Here is a 22580-nt window from a genome sequence, read left to right as displayed (position 1 = left end):
ATGTTCCAGCAGGGTGTGTCGGGTCTCGCTGTTCAGCGCTCGCTGTTCAACGCTCGCTGGGTCAGATCCTCGGCCGTCAGCTCTCGTCGGCGCGCAGTCGTTCGCTGAGTGCGCGGCCTTTGGCCTCAGCGACGGACCGCAGACTCTCACGATAGTCGTCCATCGCCGTGCGGAGGCGCTGTCCCTCGGAATCTCCGCCCGCTCCCAGAATGCGCGCCGCCAGCAGGCCCGCGTTCTTCGCACCGCCGATCGAGACCGTCGCCACCGGCACCCCGCCGGGCATCTGCACGATCGAGAGCAGGGAGTCCATGCCCTCGAGGTGGCGCAGCGCCACCGGCACCCCGATGACCGGCAGCGAGGTCACCGAGGCGATCATCCCGGGCAGGTGCGCCGCTCCCCCGGCGCCGGCGATGACGACCTGCAGACCGCGGTCGGCGGCGGTGGTGCCCCACTCGATCATGTCGTGGGGCATGCGATGGGCGGAGACCACCTCGGCGGTGTACCCGATGCCGAACTCGTCGAGCACCTCGGCTGCTGCCTCCATGGTCGGCCAGTCGGAGTCCGACCCCATCACGATTCCGACGACGGGAGTGGTCATGAGCGGTCCTTTCGGTCGGGCTCGGGGTCGGTGTCGACGCCGGCGATGAAGTCGGCGGCATGGCGGGCTCGCCGCAGCACGTCCTCTGCATCCGTTCCGGCGACGTTGACATGGCCGAGCTTCCGGCCCGGACGCACCGACTTGCCGTACATGTGGACTTTGGCCTGCGGATCATGCGCCATCACGTGCAGATAGGGGTGATAGAGGTCGTCCTGGTCCGCGCCGAGCACGTTGACCATCGCCGTCGCCGGCGTGCGGGCTGCCGGGTCGCCCAGCGGCAGATCGAGAACCGCGCGCAGATGCTGTTCGAACTGAGAGGTGATGGAGCCGTCCTGGGTCCAGTGCCCCGTGTTATGGGGTCGCATCGCCAGCTCGTTGACCACGTAGCCGTCGGCGGTCTCGAACATCTCCATCGCCATCACGCCGGTGACGCCGAGTGCCCCGGCCACTGTCAGCACATCGGCCGTGATCCGCTTCGCGAGCTCCGGTTCCAGATCAGGTGCAGGGGCCACGGCCTCCTTGCACACGCCGTTCTGCTGATAGGTCGCCACGACCGGCCACACCGCGGTCTGTCCCATCGGCGAGCGCCCCACCATGACGGCGAGTTCGCGCCGGAAGTCGATGAGCTCCTCGGCGAGCAGCGAGGCGTGCTGGTCCAGCCAGTCGCCGGCGTCCTCGTTGCGGTCGACGACGCGCACACCGTGGCCGTCGTAGCCCCCGCGCGGGGTCTTGAGGATCACGGGAAAACCGATCCGGTCGCCGAACTCCTGCAGCTGGGCATTCGAGCGGACTTCGGCCCAGCGCGGATTCGGCAGGCCCAGCTCGTCCAGCCGGCGGCGCATGACGAGCTTGTCCTGGGCGTGGATGAGCGCGTCGGGACCCGGCCGGACTGTGTGACCTGCGTCCTGCAGGGTGCGCAGGTGCACCGGTGGCACGTGTTCGTGGTCGAAGGTGATGACGTCGACGGTGCGGGCGAACGCCTCGAGGGTGGCCAGGTCCGTGTAGTCGCCGACCGTGACCTCGCCCGCCACCTGTGCGGCGGAGGAGTCCGCGGTCTCCGCGAGGACATGGAAGCCGACACCGAGGGCTTCGGCTGCGGGGGCCATCATGCGCGCCAGCTGGCCGCCGCCGATGACGCCGATTCTGGGAAAACTCACCCTCTCACCTTAGCGAGCCGAGCGGGCGGCGCGCGCCTTGGGTCCGGGGGCTGAGCAGGATTCCGGTGTCATCCGTCTCCCAGCTGACATCCAGTTGCGTTCCGGTACCGTTGGCAACTGGACCGGCCCGATGATCCACCCGGCGGTCCACCCCGATGTCCGACGGCGATAGGTGACACATGGGAGTTCGCAAGGAGGCTGTGCGAGTCGCCAAGTTCTCCGCCGTCGGCACCGTCGCCTTCATCGTCGACTTCCTGCTCTTCAATCTGCTCCGGCTCGAAGTGGTCGGCATCGGACCGCTGTGGGCGAAGGTCATCTCCGTCACGGTCGCGACGACCGTGTCCTGGCTGGGGTCTCGCTACTGGACGTTCCGCGACGGTCGCAACCAGTCGGCCGGAAAAGAAGCTCTGTGGTTCTTCCTCGTCAACGCCGGCGGCCTCCTCATCGCGATGGGGTGCCTGTGGTTCTCCCACTACGTGCTCGGATTCCGCTCCGCACTCGCCGACAACATCTCGGCCAACGTCATCGGCGTGGGACTGGGCAACATCTTCCGGTACTTCATGTACCGCCTGGTGATCTACCGGGTCACTCCCCGACGGCCGCCGCAGCGCCGCGAGATCATCAACCTGGGCGGCTGAGGGGCAACCCCGTGCCGGCGCACTGCCGCCGGCGCACTGCCGCCGGCGCGCGACGGCGGCGAGTGCCGGCCTCAGCCCCCGACGCGCAGCAGGGGAATGTCGAGCTCCCGCTCGGTGATGCCGCCGTGGTGTCCGAGCAGCGACAGCGCCGCCGGCGAATCCGAGGTCGAGTCGACGATGCCGAACCCCTCGGCGCAGATCGCCAGCACGTCACCGATGCGCGCCAGATTGCGCTGTCGAACCGGGCCGAAGAAGCCGCTGCGGATCGCCTCCTCCCGCTCCAGCACGAGCGCACGCTCGCCGAGCACCTCGCGGTAGGCCGTCGCGACCTCACCGGCCGCACCCGGTTCCGTGTAGACGTGGACGGCGCGCGGCTCACCGCCGATGGCCGCGACCCCCGCACGCAGGGCCGGCTCCTCCGCGAGGTCCAGCCGGTTCTCGTGCGGGACGTCGACCATTCCGTGGTCTGCGGTGATGAACAGCCCGGTGTCGGGGCCGATCGCCTGTGCGAGCGATTCGAGCCTGCCGTCGAGGTGTTCGAGCTCCTCCAGCCACTCCCAGGAGTCGACTCCACGAACGTGGCCGGTCTTGTCGAGGTTGCCCCAGTACAGATAGATCAGCCTGCGCCCGGGCCAGCGGATCTCCTCGAGCGCGTGGCCGACCCGCTCCTCCAAGGTGGTCGACCCCAGGAAGCGCCCGCCGCGCAGAGAAGACTGATTGAGTCCGCGGCCGGCGAACTTCGGCTCACCGAGGTTGACGACGTCGACCCCGGCGTCGGTCAGGCGCTCGAACAGGGTGGCGTCCGGCACCCAGACCTCCGGGTCCACATCCGGGTCACCGGTCAGCTGGTTGAACACGATGCTGCGTTCCGGGTCGAGCAGGCGGTAGCCCACGACTCCGTGGGCGCCGGGCAGCATTCCGGTCCCCAGTGAGGACAGCGAATTCGCCGTCGTCGAGGGGAAGCCTGCGCTCATGGGCAGGGATTCGGGGAGCAGGGAGCGCAGGAACGGCGCGTGTGCCGCCCGGTCCCGCAGGAGCCGTGCGCCCATCCCGTCGATGAGCGCCACGACCGCCACGCGGAGTTCGGAGTCCAACGCCAGTCGGGCGGCCCGCCGGCCGGCACCGGCGTCGAGGATCTGCCCCGCGCCCAGGCTCAGGGCGGCCGCGGGCACGAGGTCCGACAGCAGGGCCGATTCCCGGTAGTCGGGGGCTTCCGCGTGCATCAGCGCACCGCCTGACGGCGGGCCTCGAACACTGCCCGCCGCAGCCGCAGCGCGAATTCCTCGGCCTGGTCCACGGCCTTCTGGCCCTCCGCCTGCGCCGACACGCGCAGGGTGACGTCCTCCGAGTACAGACTCCCGCCGTAGCCGTGATCGCCCTCGCAGTCCGGGTCGCCGCAGGTTTCCGGGAACGCCTCGATCCGGCGCACCGAGCCCCAGCCGAGCGTCATGGAGACCTCCACGGGCCGGTCGCCGGGGCGGAACTGCGCCGGGTTCTCGTAGGTGCGGCCGATCAGCACAGTCCGCAGCCGCTCCAGCGGGATGTCCTCGGTCGAGGTCATCCCGCGCGGCCGCTGTCCCGGCGCGTAGTCCGGCTCATCATCCACGTGGGTCAGCAGGAGCCGCGTCGGAGTCACGATGAAGGCGGTGACGTGCCGGTGGATCGAGTCGAGGTCCACATGGGTGTCCATGTGGACGAGGTGGGAGACGACCTCCTCGTCGAACAGCGACTCGACGAGCATGCTCCCCGCCAGCTGCGGGTAGTAGCCGGCAGCCTGCAGATCGGTGACGAGTGAATGCGGAAGTGACATGGTCCCATTGTGCCGCAGACCGCGGACACAGCCGATTCGCACCCGCCTGCTCCGCACTCGGCTCGGGCCGAGCCCATATGCTGGGAGTCATGGAACACTATCCTGCGTACTGGGAAGCCGACGTCGTCTTGCGGGATGGTGCGACGGCGCACCTCCGCCCGATCCTCCCCTCCGATTCCGACGCCATCCAGACGATGCACAAGAAGCAGTCCCCGGAGTCGATCTATCTGCGGTTCTTCGCTCCCCTGCCGGTGATCCCGAAGAAGGACCTCGACCGCTTCGTGACGGTGGACTACGACTCGCGGGTCGCGTTCGTGATGACGATCGGCGAGGAGATCATCGGCGTCGCCCGCTACGACCGGCTCGACGAGGAGTCGGCCGAGGTCGCCTTCAACATCGCGGACGACCACCAGGGACGCGGCATCGGGTCGATCTTCCTCGAGCATCTCGCCGCCGCCGCTCGGGAGCGCGGCATCCGCGTCTTCACCGCCGAGGTGCTGCCTCAGAACCGCTCGATGCTTCAGGTCTTCGCCGCCGCCGGGTACGAGATCTCCCGCGAGTTCGACGACGGGGTGGTCGCAGTCCGCTTCGACATCGATCCGACCGAGAAGTCCATCCAGGTGCAGGAGGCCCGCGAGCACCGCGCAGAGGCGCTGAGCGTCCGTTCGATCCTCCACCCGAGCTCCGTGGTCGTGATCGGTGCGAGCCGCAAGCGCAGCTCGACCGGAAACCTGCTGCTGCGCAATCTCACCGCCGCGCAGTTCGCCGGCACCATCTCCGTGGTCCACCCCGAGGCGGACGCCGTGGCCGGCTTCCCGACGGTGAAATCGTTGGAGGACATCGCCGAGCCGGTGGACCTGGCCGTCATCGCGGTGCCGGCCGAATCCTGCATCGACGTCGTCCGGGACTGCGCGGCGCACGGCGTGAAATCGGTCGTGGTGATCTCCTCCGGCTTCGCCGAGACCGGCGAGCACGGGCTCGAGCTGCAGCGGGAGATGGTCGCCACCGCCCGGGCAAATGGCATGCGGGTTGTCGGTCCGAACTCCTTCGGTCTGGCCAACACCGCGCCCGAGGTGTCCCTCAACGCCTCGCTCGCCCCGTTCCTGCCCGACGCGGGCACCTTGGGCCTGTTCAGCCAATCGGGTGCACTCGGCACCGCGCTGCTCGCCGCCGCCAAGACCCGCGGACTGGGCATCTCGACCTTCGTGTCGGCGGGCAACCGCGCCGACCTGTCCGGCAACGACCTGCTCCAGTACTGGGAGGAGGACCCGGCGACAGCGACCGTCGGCCTGTATCTGGAGTCGATCGGCAACCCCCGCAAGTTCACCCGGATCGCCCGCCGCGTCTCCTCGGTCAAGCCGGTGATCGTCATCAAGTCGCCCTTCACCGGCCGCGAGCTCCCGCCCGGTCACCAGGTGAGGGTGTCCAGCCTCTCGAGCACCGCGCTGGACCAGGTGCTCACCCAGGCCGGAGTGATCCGGGCCGACACCATCCACCAGCTCTTCGACGTCGCCCAGGTGTTCTCCTCGCAGCCCATGCCCGCCGGCCGGCGCCTCGGCGTCATCGGCAATTCGGCCGCGCTGTCGACCCTGGTCGTGCAGCGCGCCCGCTCCGAGGGGCTGCGTGTCGAGACCGCACCGGTGTCCATGCACCCCGAGGTCGCCGCCGAGGAGTTCGGGAGCCGGCTGGCGGAGATGTACTCCGACCCGATGGTCGACAGCGTGGTCGTCACCTTCACGCCCTCGGCCGGAGCCGGCGAGCAGGAGATCGCAGCGGTCCTCGCCGAGGAGGCGGCGAAGTCGGGCAAGACGACCGTCGCCTGCTTCCTGGGAGTGCACGGCGTCAAGGACGAGCTCACCGCCTACACGAGGGATGAGGAGGGCGGTCGCCGCGCCCACCCGGTGCCGAGCTACGTCGGACCAGAGGATGCGGTGTGGGCGCTCGCGCGGACCACCGAATACGCCATGTGGCGCAGGTCCGACCGCGGCCGCTACCCGGAGTTCGACGACGTCGAGCCGCGCAGGGCCCGGGAGATCATCGAACGCAACCTCGAAGGGGTTCCGCCGGGCGAGCGGGTCCTGCTGGGCCGGGACGACTCGCGCGCGCTGCTGGAGAGCTACGGCATCCGCTTCCTGCCCTACCTCACCTCCCACACCGTCGACGAGGCGCTCGCGGCGGCTGACCGCCTCGGCTACCCAGTGGCTCTCAAAGCCGTGCACAAGCGGTTGCGCCACCGCATGGAGCTCGGTGGCGTGCGCCTGAACATCGACGACGAGGCCGAGCTCCGCGAGGACTGGCAGGGCATCGCCGAGGTGATCGGCACCTATCTGGGACCGGAGGACGACCACGGCATCGATGTGCAGCCGATGGCGCCTCCGGGGCTGGCCTGCGTGATCCGGGCCGGCGAGGACCCGCTGCTGGGACCGATGGTCTCCTTCTCGCTTGCAGGTGACACCTCGGAGCTGCTCGACGACGTGTCCCATCGCGTCGCGCCGTTGACCGATGTCGATGCCAGGCGGATGGTGCGCTCGCTGCGAGCCTCGCCACGGCTGTTCGGGTACAAGGGGCTGCCGGTGATGAACGTCGAGCCGGCCGAGGACGTCATCCTGCGACTGTCGACGCTGGTCGACTCGTTCCCGTCCGTCCGCGACATCGAGATCCGGCCGATCATGGTGACCGAGGACGACGCCCACCTGCTCAGCGTCAAGGTCGAGCTCGTCGCCGAACCCGACCGGATCGACTCCCAGCGCCGCCGCATGAGCCTGGGCTGAGCGTCCGGCCCCGCACACGGCCGAACCCGGCCAGTGTGCGACTTTCTCGGGTCTGTCCGACCGAAATGAGTCGCACTCCTCTTCACGAGCTCGCACCGTCCGGGTTCAGCGAGGGATGCCGGAGGGCAGCACTCCCGCCCTGCGCATCGCGGCCGAGAAGTTCGCCGGCTCCACGACGTCCTTCCACCGCAGCCTCACCACCCGGAAGCCGAGGAAGCGAATCGCATTCTCCCGATCCTTCTCGCGGTCGAACACCCTGCGATCGACCCATCGGCTGCTGTGATCGGCGAGGTACTTCGCGTCACCGTCCACCTCGAGCACCAGCCCCAAGCGCTCGATCAGGAAATCGACTCTCGCAACGAACCGGCCGTCAGGTCCGAACAGGCGCGCTTGCTGTTCGAGATCGCGAATTCCCAGATGACACAGGCCGAGGACGGCCAAGCTCTCAGCAGGGGATTCGGAGAGTCCGTCGCTGTAGTCGACAATCGCCGCCATACGTCGTGAGCCCCGACCGTCAGGCATCCGGTCGATCACGGCTGCCAGCTGGGCTTTTCGGACGGTACGCACCTCAGAGGGCAGAGGGAACGCCGCGCGTCGGGAGGCCGGGCCCGATTCGGGTGAGCCGACGAAATGCTCAGCCGCGATGATGCCGGACTGCCAGCCGCAATCCCGCATGAGGTCAGCAGCGGTCCTGGCGGGAGTCGTCACGGAAAGTGCTTCGCGAATCGACCACTGCGCTCTGTCGGGTTCCGGGATCGCGCGGAGGCGCCTGCGCAGGCCTGCCGTGGTTCCCTTTGCCTGCGGATTGCTCACTTCGATCACAGGAAGCCGGGTGGACAGCAACGGCAGGCCGTGCACCATCGCGGCAGATCTGTGGCTGATGACGTCGGTCTCGCGAGGCCGGGTGGTGCTCGTGAGCCACCCGAGGTGCCGGAAGCGATCGCGTTCCCATCGGGTGAGTTCTCCGGTTTCCACGAGCGGATCATCGTCGAGGAAGTACTGGAACCGCCGGTGCGGTCCCCGTCCGCACACCCGGATCACAACATAGATGCCCGCTGCGAGGCGCTCGATGCAGCAGCCGATAGTTGCCTGGAGGGCTGCGTCGTCAATACCGGAAGCGAGGACCTGGGACCGAGAGAACACGTTGAACACGCCTCTACGATCGCCGATCCGCCGGTGCCGAAGGGGTCACCCCGGTGTGCCTGTGGACAGCACCTGCCGCGATCCCGCCCTGTGACCATCCGTAGCCCGCGGCCGGGTCGCACGACGACCGCAACCCGGACACGCGGTGCCCGCTCCGTATGCTCGCACCGTGCGACTTTCTGCGGTCAGTACGACCTCAGCAGGTCATACACAAGCAGAATTGTTCGCACGCAATGGGACGAGCCTGCGTTCCGCACCGCCGCACCTCCCGTGAACCGCGCCTCGCACCTCCGGGAACCGCTGAATTCCGGGGGCGGGCCGGACTTGCCGATACGATAGGCCTGTCGTTTTCGCTGTTTGAGGAGTTCCATGGCAGATCCGGTTGCAGGTCAGATCGTCGACATCGACGTCTCCGAGGAGATGGAGACCTCCTTCCTCGAATATGCGTACTCGGTGATCTACGCCCGCGCGCTCCCGGACGCCAGGGACGGCCTCAAGCCGGTGCAGCGGCGCATCATCCACCAGATGGGCGAGATGGGCCTGCGACCCGAGCGCGGTCACGTGAAGTCCTCCCGCATCGTCGGCGACGTGATGGGCAAGCTCCACCCGCACGGCGACACGGCGATCTACGACGCGCTGGTCCGGCTGAGCCAGGACTTCATCATGCGCGTCCCGCTCGTCGACGGTCACGGCAACTTCGGCAGCCTCGACGACGGACCGGCCGCGCCACGGTACACGGAGGCCAAGCTCACGGCCGCGTCGATGGCGATGATCGCCGGGCTCGAAGAGGACGTCGTCGACTTCGTCCCGAACTACGACAACACCCTCACCCAGCCGGAGGTCCTCCCGGCGGCGTTTCCGAATCTCCTCATCAACGGCGCCTCGGGAATCGCCGTCGGCATGGCCACCAACATGCCCCCGCACAACCCGGGTGAGGTCATCTCCGCTGCTCGTCATCTGATCGAGCACCCGGGTGCAGAGCTCTCGGAGCTCATGCGCTTCGTGCCCGGCCCGGATCTGCCGTCCGGTGGGCGCATCATCGGGCTGGCCGGCATCCGCGATGCCTACCAGAACGGGCGCGGCAGCTTCCGGACCCGGGCCACGGTGAAGTTCGAGAACCTCACTGCCCGCCGCAAGGGCATCGTGGTCACCGAACTGCCCTACCTCGTCGGCCCGGAGAAGGTCATCGAGAAGGTCAAGGACATGGTCGGGGCGAAGAAGCTCAGCGGAATCGCCTCGATCGACGATTTCTCCGACCGCAAGCACGGGCTGCGCCTGGTCATCGGCATCAAGAACGGCTTCGACCCCGAGGCGGTCCTCGAGGAGCTCTACCGGCTCACCCCGATGGAGGAGTCGTTCGGCATCAACAACGTGTGCCTCGTCGACGGCCAGCCGCGCACCCTCGGGCTCAAGGAGCTGCTCGAGGTCTACGTCGCCCATCGCCTCGACGTGGTGCGCCGCCGGACCGCGTTCCAGCTGCGCAAGGCGCAGGACCGGCTGCACCTCGTCGAGGGCCTGCTGCTGGCGATCCTCGACATCGACGAGGTCATCCAGCTGATCCGGACCTCCGACGACGCCGCCACCGCCCGCACCCGGCTGATGGACGTCTTCGAGCTCACCGAGGTGCAGGCCACCTACATCCTCGACCTCCAGCTGCGGCGGCTGACGAAGTTCTCCCGGCTGGAGCTCGAGGCCGAGCGCGACGAGCTGCGCGAGCGCATCGCCCACCTCGAGAGCATCCTCGCGGACGAGGCGAAGCTGCGTGCCCTCGTCTCCGAGGAGCTCGGACAGGCCGCCGAGGCGCTCGACTCGCCTCGGCGGACCGCGCTCGTCGAGGGCTCGCACAAGGTGTTCGCGTCCCGCGGGAAGAAGGCAGGCCAGGCCGAGCTCACGATCGCCGACGAACCGTGCTGGGTGCTGCTGTCCACCTCGGGCCGCATCGCCCGCACTAATGCCCTGTCCGTCCTGCCCGTGAATGGCCGCCGAGTGTCGCACGACGCCATGCGCTCACAGGTGGCGACCACCTCCCGCGGGATGCTGGGCGCCGTGACGAACAAGGGCCGCATGATCAAGATCGACGTGGTGGCGCTGCCCGCACTGCCGCCCCAGGCCACCCGACCCGGACTCGCGGGCGGAGTCCGGATCGGCGAGTTCGTCACTCTCGACGCCGGTGAGCAGGTGCTCGGCCTCGTCGATCCGGGTGCCGAATTCGTGCTCGGCACCGCCGAAGGGGTCATCAAGCGCGTGGCCGGGGCCGAAGCCCCGACCAACCGCGACTCCTGGGACGTCATCAGGCTCAAGCCCAAGGACACCGTGGTGGGTCTCGGCCAGCTGCCCGACATCGATGCGGCGCAGGCCGTGTTCGTGGCCTCCAACGGGCAGCTCCTCACCTACAGCGCCGGCCTCGTCCGTGCTCAGGGGTGGGGAGCCGGCGGCGTCGCCGGGATCAAGCTGGGCGCTGACGCACGAGTCATCGCGTTCGATCTCGTCGATCCGGGCGAGGACAACACCGTGGTCACGATCGCTGGCGGAGTGAACTTCTCCGGCGACCCCGCATCCTCGATCAAGCTCACGCCGCTGAGCGAGTTCCCCGTCAAGGGACGAGCGACTGCAGGAGTCCGGGCGCATCGATTCCTCAAGGACGAGACCGAGCTCACCCTCGCCCATACCGGCCCCAGCCCGCAGGCGGCGTCCGCGAACGGAGCGGCCCGCAGGCTGCCCGAGGAGTTCGGCCGCCGCGACGGCACCGGCACGCCGCTCGACGCCAGGATCGAGACCGTCGGCGCGCTCCCCCACGCCCGCGGCGCCGACGCCACCGCCTCCGAGGCGGCAGCAGCCCAAGCCGCTGCCTCCGCAGGGGAGCCGGCCGGCGCCTCGGCCGCCGAGGCGCCGACGGAGTTCGGCGCGGGCACCGGACTCCCGGCGCACGCGCCTCGGGCGACGGCTGATGACCTCGAAGCCGAGAAGGAGGCGATCGCGCGGGCCCGCACCGACGACGAGGACGCCGCAGTGATCGTCTCCCGGGACGACGACGGCGAGGTGGAATCCCTCTTCTGAGGACGGAGCTGCAGAGAGGCAGGGAGACCGGGAGACAGGCGTCGCTGAGTCGGAGAAGTCGAGGGGCCGCGGCTCAGTCGGAGAAGTCGAGGGGCAGCGGCTCCGCAGTGCCGCGGTCCATCTCCATCACGGAGATCTCGCCGAGTCCCTGCAGGGTGATGGTGCGGCGCTCCGTGAATTCGTAGGCGTCGGTCCGCTGGATGACATTCGCAGTCTCCGAGTCCGTGACCACTGTTCCCGGGTCGGCGACGGCGGTCAGCCGGGCCGCGAGGTTGACCGTCGAGCCGAAGATGTCGCCGAGCCGTGAGAGCACCTTCCCCCAGGCGAACCCGACGCGCGCCTTCGGCAGCTGCACATCCTCTCGGATCTCCTCCTGCAGGGTCAGTGCGATCTCGGCGCCGGCGTGCGGCGTCTCCGCGGCGAAGAACACCTCGTCCCCGACGGTCTTGATCACCCGACCGCCCCCGGTCGCGACGATGTTGTAGGCGAGGTCCTGGAACCGCTTGACCATGAAGGCCAGCTGCTTGGGCTCCATCTGCTGCGACAGCCGGGTGTAGGACACAAGGTCGACGAAGCCGACCGCGCGGGCCAGCGGCATCGACGAGTCGAACCAGCCCTGCCGGTTCTCGATCGCCAGGCCGCTGGTGACATTGACGTTCAGCCGGCCCAGCGCTCCCGCCAGGTTGCGTTTCCAGGCGTAGACGAGGACTTCCTCGAGTGGGTCGAGAATCTGCTCGAAGAGGTCGAGCGCCACGCGCCGGGCGTCGGAATCCTCCAGGCCCTGCGCCTCGGCCAGATATTCGACGAGCGTCTCCATCTGCCAGACCACCAGGCGATCCGTCGTCTGGCCGGTCGCGCGCATCAGGGACAGGACCGTCTGCTCGTCGAGCAGATCCGTGGCCACCACGCGGGCGACCTCGCGCAGCGCCCTGACGTCGGCGACGGTGAAGGCGGCCTCACCCTCGGGCACCCGAGGGAATCCGAGTGACCGCCACAGCTTGCGGGCCGAAAGCGTCGACACCTCTGCCAGTCCGGCGACCTCCCTGCGGGTGAGCACGCGCTTGCCGCCGAGCAGCCGCTCCTCGAGCCGCTGCGCCGCCGAACGGAGTTCGTAGATCGTGTCCTCGATCTCGGCGCGTTCCCGTTCGCCGACCTCGTACTCGTCGAGGAACCGGACCCCTTCGGTCTTCGGCGCACCCTCGGCCCGCGGCTTCTCCGCCTTCAGCGCGCGGAAGAAGTCCGAGGCGTCCGTGCCCGCCTCGGCGTCCACATCAGCGTCCGGGCCGGTCGCGAGGCCGGCGTCCGTTTCGCTGTCGATACCCGACTCCGGGCCGCCCGCGTCCTCAGCCGCAGGCTGGTCGGCTGCCGGCGCGTGGTCCGGAGTCGCTCGCGGCGGCTCTGATTCCTGTGCCGGCTCGAATCCAGGCGCCGACTTCTCGAGCACCGGCACCGGTTCCAGCCCGAGCTCGGGTTCCGCCACCGAGTCCGGCTCCGACCTGGGTGCCGGCTCAGGCTCAGGCTCCGGCTCCGGTTCAGACTCCGGCTCCGGTTCCGGTTCCGGTTCCGACCTGGGTTTCGGGTCAGGCTCCGGGTCAGGCTCCGGCATATCGCCGGGAACAGCTGGCTGCCAGTCCTCGAAGTCGGTCATGCCGACCTCGCATGGATGACATCTCCCGCGGTGATGCGATGCTCGCCATCGGCCGTCTCGACCACGAGGTTGCCCGCAGGATCGAGGTCACGGGCGCGGCCCACGAGTTCCTGCCCGCCGGGCAGCTCGACCCGCACGGAGGAGCCCAGGGTCACCATCGTCTCCCGTACGCGGCGGGCGGTGGCCGTGGTGTGGACGAGATCACCGGCGGCGAGCACCTCGGCGATCGCCGGCTGCAGGCGGCTCAGCAGGGATGCGAGGAGCTCTTCGCGGCGCACCTCGGCGCCGAGCAGCGACAGGGAGGTCGCAGTCGGCACCGGGAGCTCGTCTGCGGTGAACGCGACGTTGACCCCGATTCCGATGATCACGACGAGTCCACCGGGAGTGGGGCAGGCTCGGGTCAGGATGCCGCAGATCTTCTTCCCGTCGACGAGGACGTCGTTGGGCCACTTGACCCCGGCGGCGATCTCGTGCTCGCGGAGCGTCTCGGCAACGCACCATCCGGCAGTGATCGGCAGCCAGCCCAGGCGGTCGACAGGGAAGCCCGGTGGGACGCGCACCGGCACGGAGAAGGTCAGCGAGGCGCGCGGCGGCACCGTCCAGGGCCTGCCCAGGCGTCCGTGTCCCCCGGATTGGAAGTCGGTTCCGATCACCGCGTACTCGGCCACCTCACCCGGGGACGACTCCAGTCTGGCGGCGAGTTCGTCGTTCGTCGACCCGAGCTCCGGAGGCCACTCGATGGACGGCACGGAGACTCCGCGCCGGCGGGATTCGTCCTGGAAGCGGGAGAGGTCGAAGTCGGGGCGAGCAGGTTGGCTGTGCACCAGATCACCGTAGTGCGTTTTGGCGCCTCCACACAACGCGATCCACCTGCCGATACGCTAGTGAACATGAGTGATACGACTGTGCCCGCGGTGCCGCGGACTACCGCCGAACGCATCGCCGCCTTCGAGGAGCGCCGGCGTGCCGCCCACGCCGGGAACGAGCGGGCAGTGGCCAATCAGCACAACCGAGGCAAGCAGACCGCCCGCGAGCGGATCGACCAGCTGCTCGACGACGACTCCTTCCAGGAGATCGACGAATTCGTCCGCCACCACAACACGCAGTTCGGGATGCAGGCCAACCGTCCCGACGGGGACGGGGTGGTGTGCGGACTCGGCACCATCGACGGCCGCACCGTCGCCGTCTTCGCCCACGACTTCACCGTGCTCGGCGGGTCGCTGGCGGAGGCCAATGGTCGCAAGATCGTCAAGGTGCAGGAGCTCGCGCTCAGGCTCGGCTGCCCGATCGTCGGCATCAACGACTCCGGCGGCGCCCGGATCCAGGAGGGCGTCGGCTCGATCGCGCTGTTCGCGGAGATCTTCCGCCTGAATGTCGCCTCGTCCGGTGTGATCCCCCAGATCAGCCTGATCATGGGACCGTCGGCCGGCGGTGCCGTGTACTCCCCGGCGCTGACCGACTTCACGATCATGGTGGACGGCACTTCGCACATGTACATCACCGGTCCCGACGTCATCAAGACCGTCACCGGTGAGGACGTCGGCCACGAGGAGCTCGGCGGCGGCCGCACCAACAACTCGGTCAGCGGCAATGCCCACTACCTCGCCGCCGATGAGTCCGATGCGCTCAACTATGTGCGCGATCTGCTCTCCTTCCTGCCGCAGAACAGCCTGGACGAGGCACCGCAGGTCCATGCGCCCGCCGATCTCACCGTCGACCACGACGACGAGGCGCTCGACACGCTGATGCCGGACTCCCCCTCCCAGCCCTACGACATCCTCGACGTCGTCACCCGGGTGCTCGACGAGGGCGAGTTCCTGGAGACCTCCGAGCTGTTCGCCCCCAACGTCATCACCGGCTTCGGCCGGGTCGAGGGCACCGCGGTGGGCATCATCGCCAATCAGCCGATGCAGCTGGCCGGAACCCTGGACATCGATGCCTCGGAGAAGGCGGCGCGGTTCGTCCGCTTCTGCGACGCCTTCAACCTGCCGATCCTGACCTTCGTCGATGTCCCCGGCTTCCTGCCCGGCACCGACCAGGAATTCAGCGGCATCATCCGCCGCGGCGCCAAGCTCATCTACGCCTACGGCGAAGCAACCGTCCCGCTCATCACGGTGATCACCCGCAAGGCCTACGGCGGTGCGTACTGCGTGATGGGATCCAAGCAGCTCGGCGCGGATCTCAACTTCGCGTGGCCGAGCGCGCAGATCGCAGTGATGGGGGCGCAGGGCGCCGCCAATATCGTCTACCGGCGGAGGCTCAAGGCCGCCGGCGAGGCGGGCGAGGACGTGGACGCACTGCGCGACGAGCTCATCCAGGAGTACGAGGACGCTCTGCTCAACCCGTACCTCGCTGCCGAGGAAGGGTACATCGATGCGGTGATCAGGCCGAGCGAGACCCGGGAGCGGATCGTGCGCGGACTGCGCGCGCTGGCGAACAAGCACGTCGATGCGCCCTCCCGCAAGCACGGGAACATCCCGCTGTGACCGAGCAGAGCACTCCCCCTTCGGCGCAGAACGGGGCCGCGTCGCTGCACCGCTCGACGGAACCGGGCCACTTTCCGGAGCCGGGCCACTCGCCGGAGCCGGGCCACTCGCCGGAACCGGGCCGCTCGCCGGAGCTGGACCGCTCGGCGGAACCGGGCCTGGAAGCGATCCCGGAGTTCGACGTCGAGGTGACGAGCACCTCGGCGTCGGAGCCGCTGAGCCCGGAGCGCGAACGCGAGCTCGCCCGGGCAGCAGTCGTCGCGGCGCTGGTGGCGCTGCGGCTGGTCCAGGCGTCCGCCTCGCAGCAGAGCGCGCAGCCGAGGCGCCGGTTCGCTGCTCCCGCCCGCTCGCACCGCCGCACGGTGCGCGGCAGCTGGCGTCACCGCCTCTGAGCTCCGGAGCCGGCATCGCCCACCGGTCACGCTGTCGCCCATCCCGAGTTGCCGGCAGGGCTGCGGTACGGTTCAGGGCCTGCTCTGAACCCTGCCGTGAACTCCGTGGTACACCGCCCCCGCGAGCACCACCAGTCCTGCACACGTCAGGTACAGGCCCTGCAGCCCGACCAGGGGGACGATCGCTCCCAGCAGGACGGGCCCGAGCCCCGTGCCGAGGTCGAGCATGATGAAGAAGGTCGAGATCGCCAGGCCGATCCGCTCGCGAGATGTGACGTTGACTGCGATCGCCTGCGTGCAGGGGAAGAGGGAGCCGAATCCCAGACCCATCGGGACCGCCGCCAGCACGATCGCCCAGCCGCTCTCAGCGAGCGCGATGATGACGAAGCTCAGTGCGAAGAGGAAGAAGATCGGGTACATCACCACGTTGTCGCCCCGCCGGTCCTGGATCCGTCCCACGAACAGCCGCGAAGCGAGCATGACGACGGCAAACAGGATGAAGAACCAGCTCGCCGCCTCCGGGACCCCCAGCTCGGTGGCCCAGGTGGTCAGAAAGGCCAGGACATTGGCGTAGGCGAGTCCGGCCAGCAGCATGATCGAGGAGATCCGCAGCGCCCGATAGTCGATGATCGACGACAGCTTCAGCTGCCACTTCGCGGCCTGCTCATCCGCGCTGGGCGTGCGCTCCGGCAGCCGGATGAACAGCGCCAGCACCAAGCCGAACACCGAGAAGGCCGCCGAGGCCCAGAACATCGCGGAATAGCCGAAGTGCTGCGTGAGGTAGACCGCCAGGAACGGGCCGACGGCCGTCGCCAGTGAGGTCGAGGTGCCGAAGTAACCGGTGCCCTCTGCGCGGCGGGTCTGCGGAATCAGCATCTGCACCGAGGCCTGGACCGCCGTGTTGCCCGCGCCGAACGCGAGTCCGTGGATGAATCGAACCGCGATCACCGACCACACATCCGCGAGCGGGATGTAGGCGATGGCGGCGAGCACGAACACCACGAGCGAGATCAGGGTCATGCGCTTGCGGCCGACGAAGTCGAGGAATTTTCCGGCGAAGATGCGGGCGATGAGGGCGCCGATGATGTAGGCGCTCGATGCCAGGCCCGCGACCGTCTCCCCGGCCCCGAAGCGGTCGATGGCGTAGCCGGCCATCGAGGTCATGAGGAGGTAGAAGGTCAGGGACATCGCCAGGTTGATGCCGAAGGCGAGCACGAAGTCCCTGGTCCACAGTCGCGACGTCTCCACAGTGTCCTTCCTCCGGCAAACGGTGTGGGGCAGGTGCGGACGACCGGTTCGGACGCCACGACCGGACCATCCTACCGGCAGCTCACCGCCGCCGACCCGCCGACCTCCCGTGGACGAGGAAGTAGAGCAGCCCGGCGATGACCACCACGCTCGCGGCGAACGCGTACATCGCCTCGTAGGAGAAGCGGCCGACGATCTTGCCCAGGACCACCGGCCCGAGTCCGAACCCGAGGTCCATCATGAGGAAGTACGTCGAGGTCGCCACTCCCACCCGAGCCGGTCCGGCGGCGGAGATCGTGATCGCCTGAGTGCTCGACATCAGCGAACCGAAGCCGACGCCTGCGAAGACCCCTGCCGCCGCGATCATCCAGGGCGACTGGGCGAACATCACCAGCATCATCGCCGTGAAGAAGGCGCTGAAGAGCGGGTAGATCACGACGTTGTCACCGAATCGGTCCTGGACTCGTCCCAGGGTCAGGCGCGCAGCCAGCGAGAAGACTGCGAAGGAGAGGAAGAAGTAGGGGGCCGCATCGGCCATCCCGAGCGAGGCTGTGTAACCCGTGAGGAACGCCATGATCGAGGAGTAGGCGATACCGGCCAGGAACATGATCGACCCGATCCGCAGCCCTGCGGGATCGAGGAGGTTGGACGGCCGGAAGGATCTGCGGCTCACCCGCCTCCCGACGCCGGAGGCGCTCTCGGGGATCCGCAGGAACAGCAGGCCGATGAAGCCGATGAGGGAGAAGCTCGCCGAGGCGATGAACAGCCACTCATAACCGTGGTCGCGGATGAGGAAGAGAGCGAGGAACGGCCCCAGCGCGGCCGCCAGCGTGGTCGAGGTCGAGAAGTATCCAGTGCCCTCCGCGCGCCGCGCTTCCGGGATGATGCTCTGGACGGACGCCATGATGGCGGTGTGTCCGGTGCCGAAGGTGATGCCGTGGAGAATGCGCACCGCGATGAGGGTCCAGAGCCCGTCCACCGGAAGGTACAGCAGCGTGGCCGCCACCGAAGCGCCCACGCCCACGATGAGGACCCGATAGCGGCCGACGACGTCGAGGAACACCCCGGTGACGATCCGGGCGGCCAGGGCTCCGACCACGAAGGCGCTGGCAGCGAAGCCGGCGAGCATGTCGGAGGCGCCGAAGCGGACCGCTGCATACTCGGCCATCGTGGTGATGAGCAGATAGAAGACGAACGAGAGGAAGCTGGCCACGCCGAGCGCGAGGATGAAGTCCTTGGACCACAGTCGCTGCCCGTTGTGCACGGCGCCCGCCCCTCCTCCTGTTCGCTGTGACCATGCCCACAGTACTCGCAAACCAGTCAGAGCTGACGCTTATCTCGGTCGGTGAGACCTATCTCACGCCGAACGGCGAGGACTTGCACTCGAATTCTTGGCCCGGGTCCCGTCCGGTCGGGACCCGTCCGGCCGGCACCCGTCGGGCCGGGACCCGTCGGGCCGGGACCGCCTCCGCGGCACAGCTCAGCCCAGCTCCACCCGCAGGTCACGGGCGATGGCAAGTGCCTGCTTCGTCATCGCCTCGGTCGCTCCGTACTCGGGAGAGCAGTCGGTGAGGAGGACGACGAGCTGGTCGGCGAGCACCCGGTCCTCCAGCTCGGGCACGAGCCTGCTCCCGGCCCCGGCGTCCGAGAGTCTGGCAAGTGCGCTGCGGATCGCCGCGCGCCGCGTGCGGCTCCGCGAAGTCCGCAGATCGAGGGCGGCGGAGTCGAAGCCCGCCACGCGAATGCGCAGACGGCGGACCTCCGCATGGAGATCCGCCGCCAGGGTGTCATTCATGGTCTCAGTCGTTCCTGAAGTACGACAGCAGTCGCAGGATCTCGATGTAGAGCCACACGAGCGTGACCATGAGAGAGAACGCGCAGGTCCAGGAGTACCTCTCCGGGATCCGGTGCTGCACTCCCTGCTCGATCATCTGGAAGTCGGCGACCAGCGTGAACGAGGCGAGCACCACTGCGACGATGCCGATGACGACACCCAGCGGCATGGTGATCCCGAACAAGGTGATCTCAACACTGCGGGCGCCGCCGGAGCCGGTGAACATCGCGAAGAAGAAGTTCACGATCGAGAAGATCGCGTACCCGCCGACGGCGAGCATGAGGAACTTGGTGAATCGCGCGCTCATCCGGATGACCTTGAACTTGAACAGCGCGAACATCAGCCCGAATACACACAGCGTGGCCAGCACGGCCTGCACCACGATTCCCGGGAAGGACGCCTCGAAGATGCCGGAGATGCCGCCGAGGAACACGCCCTCGATCGCGGCGTAGGCCAGGATCAGGCCGGGGCTGGGCTCCTTCTTGAAGGCGTTGACGAGACCCAGCACCAGCGCCACCAGCGCCGCGGGAAGAGCCAGCACGGGAACGAACCAGCCGACGAGCGCTCCCACGAGCAGCACGCCGAAGCATGCCGCCGTCTTCATGAGCACGTCGTCGTAGGTCATCACGCGCTCGGACTGCGGGATGCGCGGCTGCGCGGCCGGCATCCGGTACATCTGGTCGAGTTCCTGAGCCGAGGGGGTCGGGGGCTGAGAGCGCCCGGCCTGGATCCCCTGCTCGAGACCTCGGCGGACAAGCGGGTTGCTCATCGAGTTCCTTTCGAATGGAGTGGTGACTGCGAACAATCCTATCGGCGGAAGCTGACAAATCACCTTCACGAGGCACCCGACTCCGAACCGTTACCGACCATTTCGCCGCTGTCCGGCTCGCACCGCGTCCCTCCCTGCACACGCACCGGGGCGGCGGATCTCTCCGCCGCCCCGGTGCCACCGTCGTGCCGCCCGGTGCCACCGTGCCTGTCGATTCAGGGCAGGCTGTAGCTGATCTCGGCACCGGGACCCCAGGGGATCCCGAGCGCCCACCACGCGAAGAAGAGCATGCCCCAGATGACGAACATGCCGATCGAGAGCGGGATCGTCAGGGACAGCAGGGTGCCGATTCCCGCGTCCTTCTTGTACCGCTGGAGGAAGCCGAGCACCATGACGAAGTACGGGCTCATCGGCGAGATGATGTTGGTCGTCGAATCACCGATCCGGTAGACCGCCTGGGTGGTCTCGGGCGAGATGCCCAGCAGCATGAGCATCGGCACCAGCACCGGCGCCATCAGCGTCCACAGTCCCGATCCCGAGGTGATGAAGAGGGCGCCGAGGGCGACCAGCAGCCAGGCGCCGAGCAGGATCACCAGCGAGCTCGCCCCGAGGCTCTGGAACAGCTCGGCGCCCTTGATCGCGAGGATCTCACCGAGGGCGGACATCCGGAACAGCGCCAGGAACTGCGCCGCGGCGAAGAACAGCACGAGCACCGTCACGAACGGCGCCACGCCCTTGACCATCATCTCCGGGATGTCGTTTGCGCTGCGGATGGAGCCGGTGGCCACACCGTAGGAGATGCCGATGACGAAGAAGCCGAAGCCGATGATCGCCGCGATGCCGGCCATCAGCCCCGACTCCGGCCCGAAACCGCCTTCGGCATCGCGCAGGAAGGAGTTCGCGGGCCAGGCCAGGGCGACGATGAGCGCGACGCATGCGAGAAGGGTGATGAGGGCGACGATCATGCCGCGCTTCTCCACCGGCGTCACCCGCTGGCTGAGATCGGCGTCCTGCCCCTCGGGCACATCTTCCTCGGTGAGCTCCAGCTGGTCTCCGCGCTTGGTCAGCAGCAGCTCGGTGACCAGGGTGACGGCCAGCGCAACCGCGAACATCGACACGAAGTTGAAGTAGAGATTCGCCACCGGGGTGACGGTGTAGCTCTCGTCGATGATGTGGGCGGCCGCGGTGGAGATGCCGCCGAGGATGGCATCGAGAGAATTGACGAAGGGGGCTGCGGAGTAGCCACCGGAGGTGGCGGCGTAGGCGACCGCGATGCCGATCACCGGGTTGCGGCCCACCGCCTTGAACGCCAGCCCGCCCAGCGGGATGACGATCATGTAGGCCGCATCGGAGGCCATCGAGCCTGCCGCCCCCACCAGGGCGACGATGAGGGTGATCCAGCGCGGCGAGACATTCGTCAGCGCCGAGCGCATGAGCGTGGGGATCAGGCCCGAGCGCTCGGCGACGGCGACGCCGAACAGCACGACGAGCACGAGGCCGAGGGCAGGGAAGGTCACATAGTTCGTGACGACGTTGGAGACGATCTCCCGCAGGCTCTCCTGGGAGAGGAGGTTGACGACGGTGACCGTGTCGCCGTCAGCGGGATTCACCGCCGACACCCCGGCCTCGGCGAGGAACCAGGACAGGATCATCACGAGGGCGGCGAGGCCCAGGAAGAGCCAGAACGGGTGCGGGAGCTTGTTGCCGGCCTTCTCGATGAAGACCAGGGCCCGCATCAGCCAGTTGAGATCATCGGTTTTCGGCGCGGTGACAGTGCGCCGGCTCGAGGGGGACATGGGGATCCTTCGGGGGTCGGGAGCGGTCAGCCTTCACGGCGACCACGAGTGGTCACCGCCGAAGAAGTGTACCCGCCCCCGAAGGGTCGGCGCAGGTCAGCGCTCGAGATTTCCGCGGATGAATGCCTCGACAGCCTCATGCGCGGACTCGTCGGAGCACTGCTCCGGCGGGGACTTCATGAAGTACGAGGACGCGGAGATCAGCGCTCCCCCGATGCCGCGATCGAGGCCGATCTTGGCCGCCCGGACGGCGTCGATGATGACGCCCGCCGAGTTCGGCGAATCCCACACCTCGAGCTTGTACTCGAGCGAGACCGGGGCATCGCCGAAGTTCCGGCCCTCCAGGCGCACGAACGCCCATTTGCGGTCGTCCAGCCATTCGACGTAGTCGCTGGGGCCGATGTGGACGTCCCGCGCGGCAAGGCGCGCAGTGGTGTTCGAGGTGACAGCCTGCGTCTTGGAGATCTTCTTCGACTCCAGCCGTTCCCGCTCGAGCATGTTCTTGAAGTCCATGTTCCCGCCGACGTTGAGCTGATACGTGCGGTCGAGAACGACTCCGCGGTCCTCGAAGAGCTTGGCCATGACCCGGTGGGTGATGGTCGCGCCGATCTGGCTCTTGATGTCGTCGCCGACGATCGGCACGCCCGCGGCGCGGAACTTGTCGTCCCACTCCTTGGTGCCGGCGATGAAGACGGGAAGCGCGTTCACGAAGGCGACCTTCGCGTCGAGTGCGGCCTGCGCGTAGTATTCCGTGGCCTCCTGGGAGCCGACGGGGAGGTAGCACACGAGCACGTCGACCTCGCGCTCGCTCAGCACCGCTGCCACATCGACAGGTTCCGCGGCGGACTCCTCGATCGTCTCGCGGTAGTACCTGCCGAGGCCGTCCAGCGTGGGGCCGCGCTGCACCTCGACACCGGTGGCGGGCACCTCGGCGATCGTGATGGTGTTGTTCTGCCCTGCGGCGAGAGCGTCCGCGATGTCGAGCCCGACCTTCTTGGCGTCGACGTCGAATGCGGCGACGAAGTCGAGATCGCCCACGTGGTAGTCGCCGAAGTTCACGTGCATGAGGCCGGGAATCTTCTCATCGACGGCGGCGTCCTTGTAGTATTCGACGCCCTGAATCAACGACGTCGCGCAATTGCCCAGCCCGGCAATGGCGACGCGGATCGGATTATTTCCCACTTGGTCGATCTCTCCTTCTAGAACCTGAACAATAGGGCCGGACTCGAAACG

General features: G+C 68.2%; 18 protein-coding genes. 5 read left to right on the top strand and 13 right to left on the bottom strand.

Annotated features, from left to right (window positions below):
* Positions 1 to 76: 76 nt before the first annotated feature.
* Positions 77 to 598, bottom strand: a complete 522-nt coding sequence (gene purE, locus LXN01_RS13320; RefSeq protein WP_236865895.1) for a 5-(carboxyamino)imidazole ribonucleotide mutase — start codon at positions 596 to 598, stop codon at positions 77 to 79.
* Positions 595 to 1755 carry a 5-(carboxyamino)imidazole ribonucleotide synthase gene (locus LXN01_RS13315; RefSeq protein ID WP_236865894.1) on the bottom strand — a complete coding sequence of 387 codons (1161 nt, stop codon included), beginning with the start codon at positions 1753 to 1755 and terminating at the stop codon, positions 595 to 597. The genes purE and LXN01_RS13315 overlap by 4 nt, the downstream gene beginning before the upstream one ends.
* 179 nt (positions 1756 to 1934) lie before the next feature.
* Here LXN01_RS13315 and LXN01_RS13310 point away from each other — a divergent pair, with 179 nt between their 5' ends.
* Complete coding sequence (locus LXN01_RS13310) at positions 1935 to 2393, top strand: GtrA family protein (RefSeq protein ID WP_236865893.1); 459 nt, start codon at positions 1935 to 1937, stop codon at positions 2391 to 2393.
* Positions 2394 to 2464: 71 nt separating this feature from the next.
* Here LXN01_RS13310 and LXN01_RS13305 read toward each other — a convergent pair whose 3' ends face one another.
* Both LXN01_RS13305 and LXN01_RS13300 read right to left on the bottom strand, forming a co-directional pair.
* Entirely contained in the window at positions 2465 to 3616 is a 1152-nt protein-coding gene (locus LXN01_RS13305; RefSeq protein WP_236865892.1) for an alkaline phosphatase family protein, read from the bottom strand.
* Complete coding sequence (locus LXN01_RS13300; protein WP_236865891.1) at positions 3616 to 4203, bottom strand: DUF5998 family protein; 588 nt, start codon at positions 4201 to 4203, stop codon at positions 3616 to 3618. Before LXN01_RS13300 ends, LXN01_RS13305 begins: the two co-directional genes overlap by 1 nt.
* 89 nt (positions 4204 to 4292) lie before the next feature.
* Here LXN01_RS13300 and LXN01_RS13295 point away from each other — a divergent pair, with 89 nt between their 5' ends.
* Complete coding sequence (locus tag LXN01_RS13295; RefSeq protein WP_236865890.1) at positions 4293 to 6974, top strand: bifunctional acetate--CoA ligase family protein/GNAT family N-acetyltransferase; 2682 nt, start codon at positions 4293 to 4295, stop codon at positions 6972 to 6974.
* A 105-nt stretch (positions 6975 to 7079) separates the two neighbouring features.
* Here LXN01_RS13295 and LXN01_RS13290 read toward each other — a convergent pair whose 3' ends face one another.
* Positions 7080 to 8126 carry a PDDEXK family nuclease gene (locus tag LXN01_RS13290; protein WP_236865889.1) on the bottom strand — a complete coding sequence of 349 codons (1047 nt, stop codon included), beginning with the start codon at positions 8124 to 8126 and terminating at the stop codon, positions 7080 to 7082.
* A gap of 360 nt (positions 8127 to 8486) precedes the next feature.
* Between LXN01_RS13290 and LXN01_RS13285 the strand changes: the two genes are divergently transcribed.
* Positions 8487 to 11174, top strand: coding sequence for a DNA gyrase/topoisomerase IV subunit A (locus LXN01_RS13285; protein ID WP_236865888.1), 2688 nt, complete (start codon positions 8487 to 8489; stop codon positions 11172 to 11174).
* 73 nt (positions 11175 to 11247) lie between these two features.
* Here the strand turns inward: LXN01_RS13285 and LXN01_RS13280 are convergent, their stop codons facing one another.
* On the bottom strand, positions 11248 to 12654 hold the full coding sequence (locus LXN01_RS13280; protein ID WP_236865887.1) for an adenylate/guanylate cyclase domain-containing protein: 1407 nt from the start codon (positions 12652 to 12654) through the stop codon (positions 11248 to 11250).
* Positions 12655 to 12818: 164 nt separating this feature from the next.
* Positions 12819 to 13646, bottom strand: coding sequence for a biotin--[acetyl-CoA-carboxylase] ligase (locus LXN01_RS13275; protein WP_236865886.1), 828 nt, complete (start codon positions 13644 to 13646; stop codon positions 12819 to 12821).
* Between the two features lie 66 nt (positions 13647 to 13712).
* On the opposite strand from LXN01_RS13275, the gene LXN01_RS13270 reads away from it, so the two are divergent.
* The gene (locus LXN01_RS13270) at positions 13713 to 15308 is read left to right on the top strand and encodes an acyl-CoA carboxylase subunit beta (RefSeq protein ID WP_236865885.1); all 1596 of its coding nucleotides are present in this window, start codon (positions 13713 to 13715) and stop codon (positions 15306 to 15308) included.
* Positions 15305 to 15700 carry a hypothetical protein gene (locus LXN01_RS13265; protein WP_236865884.1) on the top strand — a complete coding sequence of 132 codons (396 nt, stop codon included), beginning with the start codon at positions 15305 to 15307 and terminating at the stop codon, positions 15698 to 15700. The genes LXN01_RS13270 and LXN01_RS13265 overlap by 4 nt, the downstream gene beginning before the upstream one ends.
* A gap of 72 nt (positions 15701 to 15772) precedes the next feature.
* Here the strand turns inward: LXN01_RS13265 and LXN01_RS13260 are convergent, their stop codons facing one another.
* The 6 genes from LXN01_RS13260 to LXN01_RS13235 form a co-directional block, all read right to left on the bottom strand.
* Positions 15773 to 16948, bottom strand: coding sequence for an MFS transporter (locus LXN01_RS13260; RefSeq protein WP_236865883.1), 1176 nt, complete (start codon positions 16946 to 16948; stop codon positions 15773 to 15775).
* Between the two features lie 82 nt (positions 16949 to 17030).
* Positions 17031 to 18212 (bottom strand): MFS transporter, encoded by a 1182-nt coding sequence (locus LXN01_RS13255; protein ID WP_236865882.1) that lies wholly within the window; start codon positions 18210 to 18212, stop codon positions 17031 to 17033.
* Positions 18213 to 18428: 216 nt separating this feature from the next.
* Positions 18429 to 18743: a hypothetical protein gene (locus tag LXN01_RS13250; RefSeq protein ID WP_236865881.1), complete on the bottom strand. Its 315-nt coding sequence runs from the start codon at positions 18741 to 18743 to the stop codon at positions 18429 to 18431.
* 4 nt (positions 18744 to 18747) lie between these two features.
* Positions 18748 to 19551 (bottom strand): Bax inhibitor-1/YccA family protein, encoded by an 804-nt coding sequence (locus tag LXN01_RS13245; RefSeq protein ID WP_236865880.1) that lies wholly within the window; start codon positions 19549 to 19551, stop codon positions 18748 to 18750.
* A 215-nt stretch (positions 19552 to 19766) separates the two neighbouring features.
* Positions 19767 to 21347 (bottom strand): AbgT family transporter, encoded by a 1581-nt coding sequence (locus LXN01_RS13240; RefSeq protein WP_236865879.1) that lies wholly within the window; start codon positions 21345 to 21347, stop codon positions 19767 to 19769.
* 96 nt (positions 21348 to 21443) lie between these two features.
* Positions 21444 to 22529: an inositol-3-phosphate synthase gene (locus LXN01_RS13235; RefSeq protein ID WP_236865878.1), complete on the bottom strand. Its 1086-nt coding sequence runs from the start codon at positions 22527 to 22529 to the stop codon at positions 21444 to 21446.
* Positions 22530 to 22580: the final 51 nt, after the last annotated feature.

The sequence above is a fragment of the Brevibacterium daeguense genome, from assembly GCF_021729135.1.
Classification (GTDB): Bacteria; Actinomycetota; Actinomycetes; order Actinomycetales; family Brevibacteriaceae; genus Brevibacterium; species Brevibacterium daeguense.
This window is presented reverse-complemented; position numbering and strand designations above follow the sequence as displayed.